General features: G+C 54.3%; 12 protein-coding genes and 4 tRNA genes. 9 read left to right on the top strand and 7 right to left on the bottom strand.

Going from position 1 to position 14,922, the window contains the following annotated elements; genetic code table 11:
• Window positions 1-42: 42 nt before the first annotated feature.
• Complete coding sequence (gene ychF / locus ACT3XD_RS15990; protein ID WP_192539045.1) at window positions 43-1,134, top strand: redox-regulated ATPase YchF; 1,092 nt, start codon at window positions 43-45, stop codon at window positions 1,132-1,134.
• Between the two features lie 64 nt (window positions 1,135-1,198).
• Window positions 1,199-1,275: transfer RNA gene (locus tag ACT3XD_RS15995), tRNA-Met, on the top strand.
• 89 nt (window positions 1,276-1,364) lie between these two features.
• On the opposite strand, the gene ACT3XD_RS16000 is transcribed toward ACT3XD_RS15995, so the two are convergent.
• Window positions 1,365-2,669 (bottom strand): M18 family aminopeptidase, encoded by a 1,305-nt coding sequence (locus ACT3XD_RS16000; protein ID WP_192539046.1) that lies wholly within the window; start codon window positions 2,667-2,669, stop codon window positions 1,365-1,367.
• Window positions 2,670-2,807: 138 nt separating this feature from the next.
• Here ACT3XD_RS16000 and ACT3XD_RS16005 point away from each other — a divergent pair, with 138 nt between their 5' ends.
• Entirely contained in the window at window positions 2,808-4,898 is a 2,091-nt protein-coding gene (locus tag ACT3XD_RS16005; RefSeq protein ID WP_444280609.1) for a carboxy terminal-processing peptidase, read from the top strand.
• A gap of 209 nt (window positions 4,899-5,107) precedes the next feature.
• Here the strand turns inward: ACT3XD_RS16005 and ACT3XD_RS16010 are convergent.
• From ACT3XD_RS16010 to ACT3XD_RS16020, 3 genes are all read right to left on the bottom strand, one after another.
• Window positions 5,108-5,183, bottom strand: a tRNA-Asn gene (locus ACT3XD_RS16010).
• Window positions 5,184-5,235: 52 nt separating this feature from the next.
• Window positions 5,236-5,311: transfer RNA gene (locus ACT3XD_RS16015), tRNA-Asn, on the bottom strand.
• Window positions 5,312-5,357: 46 nt separating this feature from the next.
• Window positions 5,358-5,433, bottom strand: a tRNA-Asn gene (locus ACT3XD_RS16020).
• Window positions 5,434-5,616: 183 nt separating this feature from the next.
• On the opposite strand from ACT3XD_RS16020, the gene miaB reads away from it, so the two are divergent.
• The 6 genes from miaB (at window position 5,617) to ACT3XD_RS16050 (ending at window position 11,542) form a co-directional block, all read left to right on the top strand.
• Window positions 5,617-6,960: a tRNA (N6-isopentenyl adenosine(37)-C2)-methylthiotransferase MiaB gene (gene miaB, locus ACT3XD_RS16025; protein WP_192539048.1), complete on the top strand. Its 1,344-nt coding sequence runs from the start codon at window positions 5,617-5,619 to the stop codon at window positions 6,958-6,960.
• Window positions 6,961-7,047: 87 nt separating this feature from the next.
• The gene (locus ACT3XD_RS16030) at window positions 7,048-8,127 is read left to right on the top strand and encodes a PhoH family protein (RefSeq protein WP_018916709.1); all 1,080 of its coding nucleotides are present in this window, start codon (window positions 7,048-7,050) and stop codon (window positions 8,125-8,127) included.
• Entirely contained in the window at window positions 8,124-8,588 is a 465-nt protein-coding gene (ybeY, locus tag ACT3XD_RS16035) for an rRNA maturation RNase YbeY (protein ID WP_192539049.1), read from the top strand. The genes ACT3XD_RS16030 and ybeY overlap by 4 nt, the downstream gene beginning before the upstream one ends.
• A gap of 131 nt (window positions 8,589-8,719) precedes the next feature.
• Complete coding sequence (locus tag ACT3XD_RS16040; protein WP_192539050.1) at window positions 8,720-9,607, top strand: HlyC/CorC family transporter; 888 nt, start codon at window positions 8,720-8,722, stop codon at window positions 9,605-9,607.
• A 51-nt stretch (window positions 9,608-9,658) separates the two neighbouring features.
• Window positions 9,659-11,131 carry an apolipoprotein N-acyltransferase gene (gene lnt, locus ACT3XD_RS16045; protein ID WP_192539051.1) on the top strand — a complete coding sequence of 491 codons (1,473 nt, stop codon included), beginning with the start codon at window positions 9,659-9,661 and terminating at the stop codon, window positions 11,129-11,131.
• 72 nt (window positions 11,132-11,203) lie between these two features.
• Window positions 11,204-11,542: a hypothetical protein gene (locus ACT3XD_RS16050; protein ID WP_018916705.1), complete on the top strand. Its 339-nt coding sequence runs from the start codon at window positions 11,204-11,206 to the stop codon at window positions 11,540-11,542.
• Window positions 11,543-11,661: 119 nt separating this feature from the next.
• Here ACT3XD_RS16050 and ACT3XD_RS16055 read toward each other — a convergent pair whose 3' ends face one another.
• From ACT3XD_RS16055 to phaC, 3 genes are all read right to left on the bottom strand, one after another.
• The gene (locus tag ACT3XD_RS16055; RefSeq protein WP_018916704.1) at window positions 11,662-12,240 is read right to left on the bottom strand and encodes an SCO family protein; all 579 of its coding nucleotides are present in this window, start codon (window positions 12,238-12,240) and stop codon (window positions 11,662-11,664) included.
• Between the two features lie 23 nt (window positions 12,241-12,263).
• A complete protein-coding gene (locus ACT3XD_RS16060) occupies window positions 12,264-12,719 on the bottom strand; it encodes a copper chaperone PCu(A)C (RefSeq protein ID WP_225736254.1) in 456 nt (151 codons plus the stop codon).
• Window positions 12,720-13,031: 312 nt separating this feature from the next.
• Window positions 13,032-14,876: a class I poly(R)-hydroxyalkanoic acid synthase gene (gene phaC / locus ACT3XD_RS16065; RefSeq protein WP_225736255.1), complete on the bottom strand. Its 1,845-nt coding sequence runs from the start codon at window positions 14,874-14,876 to the stop codon at window positions 13,032-13,034.
• Between the last annotated feature and the right edge of the window lie 46 nt (window positions 14,877-14,922).

Consider the following 14,922-nt stretch of genomic DNA (forward strand, 5'->3'; position numbering starts at 1 on the left):
AGGCATTTAGGCGGCGCTTGCTTAGCGGCTAGGAATGAATTTATGGGCTTTAACTGCGGTATCGTCGGTCTACCCAACGTAGGCAAATCCACGCTTTTCAATGCGCTGACCAAATCAGGTATTGATGCCGAAAACTTCCCTTTCTGCACCATCGAGCCCAACGTGGGTATCGTTCCCATGCCTGACCCGCGTCTGGACAAGCTATCCGCCATTGTAAAACCCCAGAAAATACTGCCTACGACCATGGAGTTTGTGGATATCGCAGGCTTGGTAGCGGGCGCTTCCAAAGGTGAAGGCCTGGGCAACAAGTTCCTGGCCAATATCCGTGAAACTCAGGCGATTGCCCACGTGGTGCGCTGCTTTGATAACGACAACGTTATTCACGTAGCCAACCAGGTTGATCCGCGTGCGGATATCGAAACGATCAACCTTGAGCTGGCACTTGCCGATCTGGATACCGTTGAGAAAGCCAGCCAGCGCTTGTTACGCTCCGTGAAAGGCGGCGATAAAGACGCCATCGCCACCAAAACCATTCTGGATAAAATCGAGCCACACCTGGCCGAAGGCATGCCACTGCGCAGCTTTGGCCTGGATGAAGACGAAAAGCGTCAGGTAAAAAGCTTTGGCTTTTTGACCTTGAAGCCCACCATGTACATCGCCAACGTCAATGAAGACGGTTTCGAAAACAATCCCTATCTCGAGATTGTCAGAGAAATCGCCGCTGAAGAAGGCGCAGTCGTGGTACCTGTCTGCAACCAGCTTGAAGCGGAAATCGCTGAGCTTGAAGACGAAGAACGCGCCATGTTCCTCGGCGAAATGGGCATGGACGAACCCGGCCTGGACCGCGTGATTCGCGCAGGCTATGCCCTGCTCGGCCTGCAGACCTACTTCACTGCCGGGGTAAAAGAAGTCCGCGCCTGGACCGTCAAGCAAGGCGCAACAGCGCCCGAAGCTGCTGGCGCTATTCATACCGACTTCCAGAAAGGCTTTATTCGCGCAGAAGTCATCGCCTATGACGACTTTGTCACACTGGGCGGCGAGCAAGGCGCGAAAGACGCGGGCAAATGGCGCCTGGAAGGCAAAGAGTACATTGTTAAAGACGGCGATGTGGTGCACTTCCGGTTCAACGTGTAAGCGCTTTCAGCAATAAGCGCTTGACGGGTGGCGGTTCGCTGAGTAACATACGCCCCCGTTGAAAGGCTACGTAGCTCAGCTGGTTAGAGCACATCACTCATAATGATGGGGTCCCCTGTTCAAATCAGGGCGTAGCCACCAACACCGATTTAAGCTAGCAATAGCTAAAAGCCCGCTGATTTCGTCAGCGGGCTTTTTTTATGCTCAGCGCTAGGCCCAATAGCTAGGCATCAGCTCAACGCTGGCCGATTTAAAAACACCGTTAGCGCCCGGGTAAGATACTCCACATCGCGCGTACCGGCCGTCTCGCGGATGGAGTGCATCGCCCACTGCGGCACGCCGACATCCAGCGTAGGCACACCCACTTCAGTGGCGGTTATCGGGCCTATGGTGCTGCCACAGCCCATATCCGCACGGGTTACAAACGACTGAACCGGCACATCCGCCTCGCGGCACACATCGCGAAATAGCGCACCGGTCACGCTATTGGTCGCATAACGCTGACTGGCATTTACCTTAATAACCGGGCCGCCATTCAATGCCGGACCGTGGCGCTCATCGTGCTTATCCTTAAAGTTAGGATGCAGGCCATGGGCGTTATCACAGGAGATCATCAGCGACGACTGAATCAGCTGAATCAGCGACTCCTCGGATCCGCCACCCACCTGCCCATTGATACGCTTAAGCACGTCACCCAGGAAAGGCCCCTGTGCACCACAGGCGCTAGCGCTACCCACCTCTTCGTGATCATTGGCCACTAACAGCGCCCCTTGGCTACCATCACTTTCAAGCAGAGCCTCCAGGCCCATAAAGCACGACAGCAGATTATCCAGGCGTGCGCTGGCAATTAGCTCCTGCTTGACCCCAATCAGTGAAGGCGGCTGCACATCATAAAAACCCAGCTCGAAATCCACTACTTCAACCGAGCGCATGCCGTGCTGCTCTTCAAGCCACACGGCCAGCAAGTCTGAAAGCTTGGCACTATCGCTTTGCAACAACACCGGCGCCATCTGCGTTTGCGGATTAATCGCCCGGCCTGTATTCACCTCACGGTCCATATGGATCGCCAAACTTGGCACCATGGCGACCGGGCGATCAACATTAAGCAGCAGGCTTTCCAGTTGGCCGTCGGCATGACGCACGTGCACTCGCCCAGCCAAGCCTAAATCACGGTCAAACCAGGGTGCCAGCAATACCCCGCCATACACCTGCACACCCAACTGCAACCAACCAGCCGAGTACTGTGTCGCGTTAGGCTTTAAACGCAGCCCCGGGCTATCGGTATGCGCGCCCAACATGCGCAGACTCTTAAGCGTATCGCTGGGCAATTGAAAAGCTATAATCGAGGAATCATTGCGCGTGACGTAATAGCGCTTCCCAGGCGTAAGCTGCCAGTTAGCCGTTTCCTTCAAGCGCTGAAAACCCGCTTTCTCTAAACGCTCAGCCATTGTCTTCGTAGCATGCCACGGCGTGGGCGACTGGCGCAGAAAATCACATAACCGCGTTAAACGATCGGCGTTGAAAGCTTCGGACATGGAAATCCTCATAACAGTAATGATTGAGTCTCATAGAGCAGACGACCTGCTACAATGCTCCCCTGGCCTACGCAACTCATAGGTCACCTGCGGGTCTAGGGAAGAATGAGTGTACACAAATCCGGGAGAGCTTGACTGATGAGCTTGTTTGCAACGCTTTCGCGCTCGGTCGCCCTTGCCGTCATGCTGGTAGTTACCAGCCCGACAGTAATGGCACAAATCGCGCCGACCGACGAACAACGCCAAGCGGCAGAAGAAATTGCGGATGCGCTCCGCTACGGCCACTACGCTAATATTAGCTTTGATGAGCAGTGGTCACAGGAGGCCTTTCAACGCTACCTGGATATGCTTGATGGTCAGCGCGCCTATTTGTTGAGCCGTGATATCGAGCCCTACCGTCATCTGGAAGATGGTATGGCCGATGCGCTGTTTGAAGGCGACCTGGACGATGCCTTCAAACTTTATGATCAGCTAAGCGAGCGTCATATAGCGCGTATGGAGTGGCTGTTAGCGCGTCTGGACGAAGGCCTAGCGTTTGATTTCGATAGCGACGAGCGCCTTGAGATTGACCGCGAAGATGCCCCCTGGGCCACCCGCGAAAGCGAACTGGACGAGCTTTGGCGCAAGCGCCTGAAAAACGACGCCCTGACTCTCGCCCTCACCGACCAGGATGACGAGCAGATCGAGGACAACCTGCGCCAGCGCTATGAAGGCCAGCTCTCTCGCCTGCGGCAGACCGAATCTGAAGATGTGCTTGGCCTCTTGATGGCTGCTGTTAGCAGCACAATTGACCCCCACACCGGCTACCTCTCTCCGCGCCAAAGCGAATCCTTCGATATTCAGATGAGTCTGTCACTTGAAGGTATTGGAGCACTGCTGCAGGCCGACGGTGAATACGTCAAAGTGGCAAGCCTGGTACCCGGAGGCCCGGCTGATCGCGCTGACGTTCTGGAGCCAGCCGATCGCATTATTGCCGTTGGCCAGGAAGACGGCGAAATGGTTAATGTGGTAGGCATGCGCCTGGATAACGTGGTCGACCTGATTCGCGGCCCCAAAGGTTCAGTGGTACGCCTGGACATCGTTCCCGCCCAGGCCGTTGATATGACCCGCTCGCATATCGTCGAAATTACCCGCGATACGGTAAGCCTTGAAGACCAGGCGGCCCACGGCGAAGTAATCGACATTGAGCGTGATGGCGAACCTCACCCGGTCGGGGTAATCAATATCCCCACTTTCTATGTTGATTTTGACGCATGGCAGGCAGGCGAAGAAGAGTATCGCAGCACTACGCGCGACGTAGCCCGTGAAATTGAGCGCCTGAAAGAAGAAGGCGTTGAAGGTATCGTGCTGGACCTGCGCAATAACGGCGGCGGCGCCCTACAGGAAGCCAACTCACTTATCGGCCTGTTTATTGACCGCGGCCCCACCGTCCAGGTGCGCGATGCTCAAGGCCGCATTCAGCTTTACGGCGACACGGATGCAGGGACTACTTACGATGGCCCGTTGACCGTTTTGGTGAACCGCCTCTCTGCCTCTGCCTCAGAAATTTTCGCGGGAGCCATTCAGGACTACGGTCGCGGCCTAGTGGTTGGCTCTTCAACCTTTGGCAAAGGCACCGTTCAAACCTTGAACGATCTAAGCCATGGGCAAATAAAGCTGACCCGCGCCAAGTTTTACCGCATTTCCGGCGAGAGTACGCAAAATCGCGGAGTTGATCCGGATATCAGCTTCCCAAGCCTGATCGACCCGGAACGCATCGGCGAAAGCAGCCTGGATAACGCCCTAGGCTGGGATACGGTTCAAAATGTTCAGTATCGTCGCTACGGTACGCCGGAAACCTTTATCGATGCATTGGCGGCTGAACATACGGCGCGTGCCAAAACGAACCCCAACTTCCGCTATCTTGAAAGCCAGTCGGCGCTAGCCCGCCAGCTGCGCGAACAGCACACGACGGTCAGCCTGAACCGCGAGCAGCGCCAGCGCGAGCTTGAAGCTCAGGAAGCCGAGCAGCTTTCGCTTGAAAACCAGCGCCGCCGAGCACTAAATCTTCCGGAGCTTGACGAATGGATGGACGCGCGCCTTGACAGCGGCGAGCCCGAGGAAGGTGCCGAGGCGGACGAGAACGAAGATGAGGATATGCCGGTTGACCGCGCACCAGTGCTAGAAGCGGCAGAAATCCTGCTCGACTACGCCCATATGCAAAAATCTCAGCGGATGGCCGCGCGCTAAGCGCCAAGCTTCCGCCCTGCAACGCCGGCCTTGAAGGTCGGCGTTTTTTATAACGCAACATTTTACTAACCGCCAGACACGCGAAATTACCCAAAATGCGGCTAAGCAGTGGGCGTTAAAGTAGCAAGGAGATTTAAATAAGCCTGGCACATCAATCTAGAATCGCACACGAAGAAGTGCACTAAAAGACATCTAGAAAGACAATAAGATGGCTCCTCGAACAGGACTCGAACCTGTGACCCAATGATTAACAGTCATTTGCTCTACCAACTGAGCTATCGAGGAATAACGCGCTATCTATATCGGCTGAACGAAACAGATAGTAAAGTAGAAAGCTTGGCTCCTCGAACAGGACTCGAACCTGTGACCCAATGATTAACAGTCATTTGCTCTACCAACTGAGCTATCGAGGAACATCTTAAGCTATTGTATTTCAAGCAGAACCAACTTGTAAAGTGTTGGCTCCTCGAACAGGACTCGAACCTGTGACCCAATGATTAACAGTCATTTGCTCTACCAACTGAGCTATCGAGGAACTGCTCAAACACGGTGCGTAGTATACTGATTGAGACTCGAAGGTCAAGTATCGATTATAGCTGAACGCTAGCCCCGGGTTTCGTGTGTCCGTATAATAGGGTTATTCAACAGTGGCCTAAACCACTGACACGACATTTCATTCATCCCTCGTCCCCCGACGACTCATAGATGACAGGTACCGATGGCGAAGAAGCTCTTCATCAAAACGCACGGCTGCCAAATGAACGAGTACGACTCCTCCCGTATGGCGGATCTGCTCGGTGAATCTCACCAGCTTGAATTAACCGATAACGAGAAGGAAGCCGACGTTATCCTTCTTAACACCTGCTCGATTCGTGAGAAGGCGCAGGAGAAGGTGTTTCATCAGTTGGGACGCTGGAAAAAGCTTAAAGATGCCAACCCCGACCTAGTGATTGGCGTAGGCGGCTGCGTGGCGAGCCAGGAAGGCGAAGCGCTGCGCAAGCGCGCCCCCTTTGTGGATATGATTTTTGGCCCGCAGACGCTGCACCGTGTGCCTTCCATGCTGGATGCACGCAGCAATAACCAAATTGCTGCGGTAGACGTAACGTTCCCGGAAATCGAGAAGTTCGATCACCTGCCTCAGCCCAAGTCGGACGGCGCAACGGCCTTTGTCTCGATCATGGAAGGCTGCTCCAAGTACTGCACCTTCTGTGTGGTGCCCTATACCCGCGGTGAAGAGGTCTCGCGTCCGTTTGAAAAGGTCATGGATGAAGTTATCCATCTGGCCGATCAAGGGGTGCGCGAAGTCAACCTGCTGGGCCAAAACGTTAACGCCTACCGAGGCGATAACGACGATGGCGATGAAATTGATCTTGCTGAACTGATTGCCTGTATCGCCGCTGTGGATGGTATTGACCGCATACGCTTTACCACCTCGCATCCGGTTGAGTTTACCGACAGTCTGGTTGATGCCTTCGCGGATATCCCCGAGCTTGTCAGCCACCTGCATTTGCCGGTTCAATCAGGCTCTGACCGTATCCTGAGCGCCATGAAACGTGGCCATACGGCGGAAGAGTACATTGAGAAGATGGAGCGCGTTCGCGCCAACCGTCCGGATATCAGTTTCTCGTCTGACTTTATCATTGGTTTCCCCGGCGAGACCGAGGAAGACTTTGAAGCCACGATGAACCTGATCCACCGGATTGGTTTTGACCACTCGTTTAGTTTTGTCTACTCGGCGCGCCCAGGCACCCCCGCCTCTGGCCTGCCCGATGACACGCCGGAAAGCGTCAAAAAGCAGCGTTTGGCGATTCTGCAAGAGCGCATCCTGCAGAATGTGGCCCAGATCAGCCGGCGCATGGTAGGTACCACTCAGCGTATTCTGGTCACCGGCTTCTCGCCGAAAGATCCAGGACAACTCTCCGGACGTACCGAGAATAACCGCGTGGTGAACTTCCGTGCGGCCAACCCGACCGAGCTGATTGGCTACTTTGTGGATGTCGAAATTACCGAGGCATTCCCCAACTCTCTGCGCGGCGAGCTTGCTTCCCCAGAACGTTACTGAACGCTCTCTTATCTTAGGTAATTGCCCCGACACCCGTCGGGGCAGTAAGCTGAGACCTACATACATCAACTGACGGGTTTCCTACTCTTGAGCCAACCATCAACTCAGGCCAATCGCATCATTACCCTAAGCCTTGAACCCAATGATCCGCAGCGTCTTGCAAGCCTTTGCGGCCAGCAGGATGAGCACTTGAAGTTGATTGAAAGCCGACTGGATGTGACATTACGCAACCGGGGCAATGTTTTTCAGCTTGCAGGGCCAGCTAATCGCATCAAGGCAGCGGCGAACGTACTCGAGCACCTTTATCGTGAAACGGCGGCTGATGAGCTTTCTGCCGATACCGTGCACCTGTTCCTTCAGGAATCTGGCATGGAAGCGCTAGAGGACGAAGAGGATGGTGAAGGCGGCAGCGATGAAGTGATCATGCGCACCCCGCGCACCATGATCAAACCGCGCGGCCTGAACCAGCAGCGCTATGTGTTAAGTATCCGCGAGCACGATATCAACTTCGGTATTGGGCCGGCGGGCACCGGCAAAACCTACCTTGCCGTTGCGGCTGCCGTGGAAGCGCTTAATCAGCAGGAAGTTCGGCGTATTCTGCTGGTACGCCCAGCGGTTGAAGCGGGTGAAAAACTCGGCTTCCTGCCCGGCGACCTGGCACAAAAGATCGACCCGTACCTGCGCCCGCTGTATGACGCGCTGTACGAGATGATCGGCTTTGAACAAGTGGCCAAGCTCATTGAGCGTCAGGTGATTGAAATAGCCCCGCTGGCCTATATGCGTGGCCGCACGCTAAACAATTCGTACATCATTTTGGATGAGAGCCAGAACACCACGCCGGAGCAGATGAAAATGTTCCTGACCCGGATCGGCTTTGGTTCAACGGCGGTGATCACCGGGGATATTACCCAGGTCGACTTACCCCGTGGGCAGCGTTCAGGCCTGTCCCAAGTGCTTGACGTATTAAAAGACACCCCGGGAATCGGCGTCACTCACTTTGCCGCTAAAGACGTGGTACGTCACCCCTTGGTACAGCGCATTATCGAAGCGTACGACGACTTTGAATCGCAGCAGGAAGTCGAAGAGCGTGCCCGTCGCGATGCACGCCAGCAAGAGCGCGAAGCACGCCTTCAGGCGCAGGAACGCTGGGGAGATACGTCACGTTGAACGCTATCGTGATTGATCGCCAAGCCGCGATTGATGAGCCGACACTACCTACTCTTGAGCAGCTCACCCACTGGGTGGGCTGCGTGTTTGCGCATCACCCCGATGATGAACGTAAAGAGCTTACCATTCGCTTTGTCGATGAGCAGGAAAGCCAGGCGCTGAATCGTGACTATCGCGGCAAGGACAAGCCAACCAACGTTTTATCGTTTCCGTTTGAAAATCCGCCCGGCATGACGTTACCGCTGCTGGGCGATTTGATCATCTGTCATACGGTGGTGTTAAACGAGGCAGATGAACAGCAAAAGCCGCTGGCCCACCACTATGCTCACATGGTCGTTCACGGCACGCTGCATTTAATGGGCTATGACCATATTGAAGACCAGGAGGCGGAAGAGATGGAACAGCTTGAGCGTACACTGCTTGCTGAGCTTGAAATCCCTGATCCTTATCACGTCGTTTGAGCATGAGTCGTAACATTGGCTTACCGCAGCTGGCATAGTGCCCTAAGTCAGTGATAAAACGTTAGCTTGCGATGTGGCCTTTTTATGCACGCCAAGACAGTTGTCTGCCCCATAAACAAGAGATTTGACGCATGAGCGAAGACCGATCGAGCAACCCTAATCAAAAATCCTGGCTCGAGAAACTCTTTGGCGCCCTAACCGGAGATAGTGACGAACCCAGTTCACGCGATGAGCTGTTGACGTTTTTACGCCACACTGCAGGGAAGTTGAAGCTAGATCAGGACGCCATCATGATTATCGAGGGCGCGCTTGAGATTAGCGATCAGCAGGTCCGCGAGGTCCTGATTCCCCGTTCCCAGGTCTCCGCGATTACCCTGGATCAAACCAGCGACGGCTATTTGCCGCTTATTCAGGAAACCGGTCACTCCCGTTACCCGGTGATCGGCGAGAACCTGGACGATATAAAAGGCATTCTGCTGGTTAAAGACCTGCTACCGCTACTTTCGCAAACCCAGGAGAGCCGTGACGCTTTCAAGCTTGAAGACATCCTCCGACCGGCCATGTTCATCCCCGAGTCCAAGCGTCTGAACAGCCTGTTGAAAGAGTTTCGTGACACCCATAACCATATGGCGATTGTGGTGGACGAATACGGCGGTACGGCAGGCATTATCACCATCGAAGATATCCTCGAGCAGATCGTGGGTGATATTGAAGATGAGCACGACACCGACGAAGAAGACGATATCCGCACGCTTGAAAACGGTCACTTTGCCATTCGCGCCCTCACCCCCATCGAAGATTTTAATGATCGCTTCGGCACCGAATTTTCCGATGACGAGTTCGATACGGTTGGCGGCCTGGTCATGCAGCAGTTTGGTCACTTGCCCGGCCGCGGTGAACATACCCGCTTTGGCGGCTGGCGTTTCGTTATCCTGAATGCCGATAACCGACGCATTCGTTTGCTGGAAGCCTACCGCGATAACAACACCGAGAGTACCGACGAGCAAGACGCTGATTAACACGTTGCTCGCCTACAGACTTATCAAATGATTAGCCGATAGGACATCACCATGGGGCCGACGCCCATTTTTATGCTGCAACTGCTATTCGCCCTCGTGGCGGGCGGCTTTACCACGCTGACGGCCTCACCGTTTGAATTATGGTGGCTCGGTCCGATCGCGATCGCGTTGCTTTACATGGGTCTACATACCCTAACGCCCGCCCAGGCAGCGCTTAAAGGCTGGTTGTATGGCGTGGCGCTTTTCGCAAGCGGCACGTCCTGGGTATATGTTTCTATCCATGACTATGGCTACACCGGCGTACCGCTGGCGGTCTTTTTGACAGCCCTGTTTGTGGGTGTGTTAGCGCTTTTTTATGCGGGTATCTTCTGGCTTTATCGACGCTTTTTTACGCCCAAACTGGCGTTGCTTACCTTTGCAGGCATTTGGGTATTAGGCGAAGTGCTGCGCACGTATCTGTTTACGGGCTTTCCCTGGCTGCTGTTGGGCTCAGGCTATGTCGACTCGCCGCTGGCCAGCTGGGCCCCCATCGGTGGTGTGTACCTGCTCTCGCTGCTGGTGATGCTTAGCGGCACGCTCGCCGCTGAAGCCGTACTACGCCGCCAATGGTGGGCGCTCGCGCCACTTGCGGCTATCTGGCTTATTCCCCTGGCACTTCCTCAACAGTGGGCGACCCCCTCCGAGACGCCCACCCGCGTCGCCCTGCTTCAAGGCAACCTGCCCCAGCTTTTAAAGTGGACGCCCGAAGGCCAGCGCACCGCCGCCAACACGTATAGCCGCTTGACCGCTGAAGTGGCCGATGAGGTGGATATCGTGATCTGGCCGGAAACGGCGCTGCCCATGATGGAAGCCCAGGCACGCCCGGTTTTGGAGCGCGTGCAGTCCAACCTGCCGCCAGGTGTTGCGCTGGTCACGGGGATCGTTCAGCTGGATGAGGCCAACCGCTACTATAATGGAGTGATTGGCGTCGGCAGTGTTGAAGGCAGCTATCAAAAAGAGCACTTAGTGCCGTTTGGCGAATACCTGCCCCTGGAAAGCGTGCTGCGCGGTGCTATCGACTTTTTTGACCTGCCGATGTCAAGCTTTACCAAAGGCGCTTCTGAGCAGACGCCAATGCTTGCGGCAGGCGTAAGCCTGGGTAATGCGATTTGCTATGAAATCATCTATCCGCAGCTTGTCGCCCGCCGCGCTCAAGAAAGCGATGTGCTGCTTACCGTTTCCAATGACACCTGGTTTGGCGCCTCAATCGGCCCTCATCAGCACTTGCAGATGGCAAGGCTTAGAGCACTGGAAAACGGCCGCTATGTGATACGTGCGACCAGCAACGGCATTACCGCCATTATTGATGCCCACGGAGAGATCGTGGCACGTGCTCCGCAGTTTGAAACGACAGCGCTGGTAGGCGAATTTTATGCGATGGAAGGTCTCACGCCGTTCACCCGTACCGGCAGCTGGCCTACTTGGTTACTAGCAGCGCTTATGCTACTTCCCGGCCTTCGCTTGACACGTTGTCGCAGTAAGTAGGCGGGCGCCATCGAGTAGCGCTACAATACGGCTCTTTTAACGCATTTATTCAGGCTGACAGAGGGTAACGCCATGCTTAAATCTCGGCCTTTTCTACTGCTTGTCGTGCTTCCGCTGGCGCTGATCGTCGTTCTAGGAGTCGCTATTTTTGGTGGTCAGGCCATGTCTGACAGCAACGTTGGCAGCGATATTCAACATGCTCTGGCCAAAGAGCTTGATACGTCCAATGAGATCGAGCTTTCCCAGCTACAAGAAGTACAGTACGGCTATGGCATCTGTGGCTTATACCGCACCGCGTCCTCCGAAAACGGCTATGCTTCCTTCTTTTACGATAAAGACAGCGACAAAGTTGAGCTAGATATTAACTCTCGACTGTACAAGTCGCGCTGTGGCCTTTCATCGGTTTGCTAAACCAGCTTACTCAGCCTGCTTCAGCCTGCTATTAGCCATTAAAGATGTTCGTATGAAAAAGGGGGCGACTGATATTCAGTCGCCCCCTTTTGTGATCGCCAGTAGCTCTCTAAATAGCCTTAACCTTGGGCCACCAAACGTTTGATATCGGCTTCAACGTCGTTTACTGGATGGCTATCGCGCACCAAGAACTGCGCTTGGCCTTCCCGGTCAAAGGCAAAAACGGCACTGGAGTGGGTTACCAGATAATCGCCGTTTTCATTCTCTTCGCCATACTCGTAAGCCACCCGATAGCGGTTGGTGACGGCATCGATAGCCGCTTTATCACCGCTTAAACCGACGAACTCAGGCCCAAAAGCATCCGTATAACGTTTTAATACCTCAGGTGTATCGCGGGCAGGGTCGACCGAGATAAACAGCACCTGGATCTCATCGCGCGTTTCATCATCAAGTTTTCTTATCGCATCGCCCAGTCTTGCAAGGGTAATCGGGCAAACATCGGGGCAGTAGGTATAGCCGAAATAGACGAGCGTCGGCTTACCCAGATACTCCTCGGCCTGCACGCTGTCACCGTTTTCATCCACCAGTGCAAAATCCAGCGGTGGCATAATATCTGCGACATCCGTGGTGCGCCAACTTTGATCACTGCAGCCTACCAGCAGCAGAGTAGTTAGCGTTGCAAGCAACACCTTATACATGCGTAATCGTCCTATCATTGCTTTTACAGGGATGCCGGGGAGACAACATTAAAGGTCACGGGCAAGCGCTGCTCATCGCTAAACGTAAGCACCACTTCCACCTCGTCACCTTCGTTTAAAGGCGCTACGCGGCGCATAAACATTAAATGCTGCCCCTTGGGCGCAAATTCGATACGCTCATCAGGACCGATATCCAGTGATTCAAAGGCGTGCATGTGCGCCATGCCGTTATGCTCGGAGCTTATATGCATTTCAACACTTTCAAAGGCCGGGCTTTCCGCCCCCACCAACGTCACACCTTCATCACCAGTATTATGCAACTCAAAATAGCCAGCCCCCGGGGTGTTGCCGGGCAATAGACTCAGCCGCGCGTTGGTGACGTCTAGTGATTGCGCCTGGGCAACGCCTGCGGTTAATAACAGCGCGCACGTCGTGAATGCTAATTGGCGGCAGGTTCGCTTGATCATCGTTTTGTGCATTAGGTACGCCATATCAACTCTCGTTAGGGGGAATGTAATGATGCAGGCGCGCGCATAGCTCAATCGTAAAGCCAGCCTGTGGCGTGCACCCGGTATTAATCGTAGGCCTACCATAGCTCTATTACGTGCTTCTACAAACCACCTGCGACATTATGTCAACCGCTGGGGGCAATCCCTCATGCCGCTCTTGGGTACCGCCCCTTCATTTTACCTATTACGTTTTTATAAATACCTGAAAACCACAAAGCCCTGAACAACAATTCAGGGCTTTGTACGTTCAAGACATGCATTTTAAACGGTGTTGATCCAGGATCAGGAAAGCTCACCGGATAACTGAGAAATGGTGACCTTTACATAGCGCCCCGGCGCAGGCTCAATGACGCTGAGCTTGCCCTCGCCAGGCTTGCGTGCCGACACCATTTTTTGGCTATCCGCATAGCCATTCTGGGTCATCCATGCCTGCCAGTGTGGCCACCAGGACCCTTCGTTGAACGTGGCTTGCTCCAGCCACTCCTCGTGGGATTCTGGCAGCGCGTCGTTACTCCAGTAGCCATACTTGTTCTTCTGGGGCGGGTTAACGATCCCCGCGATATGCCCTGAACCACCGAGTACAAAGGTAACGGGTCCCTTCGGCAAAAGTGCTCCGTAATACGTGCTGTTCCACTTAGCGATATGATCTTCTTTGGTGGAAACAAAATAGCTCGGCGTCGAGACTTTACGCAGGTCGATTTTCACCCCGTCTAACTCAATGCCACCCGGCTGTACCAAACGGTTCTCAAGGTACATATGGCGTAAATACCAGGCATGGGTCGTTGCCGGTAGATTGGTACCATCGGTATTCCAGTGCAGAAGATCAAAGGCGGCGGGCATCTCACCTTTCAGGTAGTTATTGATATAAAACGACCAGAAAAGATCATTTTCACGCAGTAGGTTAAAGGTATAGGCCATGGAGCGGCCATCCAGATAACCTTTGAGCTTCATGCTCTGCTCTAGCCCTTTCACAACGCCTTCATTAAGAAATACGCCAATATCGCCAGGGTCACGGAAGTCCTGCAGGGTGGCCATATAGGTTACCGATTTTACTTTGCGCCCCTGGCGTGTACTCGTAAGGTAGGCAACCGTCGAGGCGGTCAGCGTGCCTCCCACACAGTAACTTACCAGGTTAACCGACTTCTCTCCGCAGGCCTGCTCGATCGCACCGATAGCGCTAATCGGCCCCATCTGCATATAGTCGGCCCAGGTAATATCACGCTGCTCAGAATCAGGATTGCGCCACGAGATCAAAAATACCGTATGGCCTTGATCGACCATCCATTTAACCATGGAGTTGTCTTGGCGCAGGTCCAGGATGTAATACTTGTTGATCCATGGCGGTACGATAAGCAGGGGCGTTTTAAAGGTTTTCTCGGTAGTGGGAGTGTACTGAATAAGCTGGATGAGCTCATTTTCATAAACCACCGCACCGGGAGTAACGGCAATATTTTCACCGATATCAAACGCGTCGCGCTCGGTCATGCACACGTTAATGCCTTCGGCGGAGTTGGCCAGGTCTTCACGTAGCCGGGCCAGGCCTTCTACCAGGTTTTGTCCGCGCGTTTCCAACGTTCGCCGCACCACTTCCGGATTAGTGGAAACGAAATTGGTCGGTGACATGGCGCTGACTAACTGGCGGGCATAGAACTCAAGATTGCGCTTTTGTGTGCTATCCATGCCGTCAAGGCGCTCAATTAACTCCTCCACCATCTGAGAAAACAGCAGGTACTGCTGCATAATAGCCGTGTAGTGAGGGTCGCTGGTCCAGGCTTCATCTTTAAAGCGACGATCGCTTTTGGAAGGGGTGATAACCGGTGCTACCTGCTCGCCCGAGAAAGCACGCATACTCTGTTGCCAAAGAAGCCACTGATCTTGCAGCAGGCGCGTCTGGGTTTGCCAGAGCAAGGTCGGGTTATTCATTAATGACTGCGCGCCCGCTTCGAAACTTTTGCGCATATCATCCTGTATCGAATCGGCGGCTTCGCTAGGCGCTATTCGCGCGAGCAGATCCTGCATCAGGCCCTGATACTGCCCGCCCATCTCTTGGAGCTGCGCATGCCATGCCTCAATATCCTCTTGGGACATGCCCTGTGGCGCCATATTGTCTGATGTCCACCTTTGCATATTGACTCCCCCTACTCGCAGGCGCCATCACGCCTAACGGCATCGA

Origin of the sequence: Halomonas sp. AOP7-B1-5 (assembly GCF_052353045.1) — a bacterium.
Classification (GTDB): Bacteria; Pseudomonadota; Gammaproteobacteria; order Pseudomonadales; family Halomonadaceae; genus Vreelandella; species Vreelandella colorata.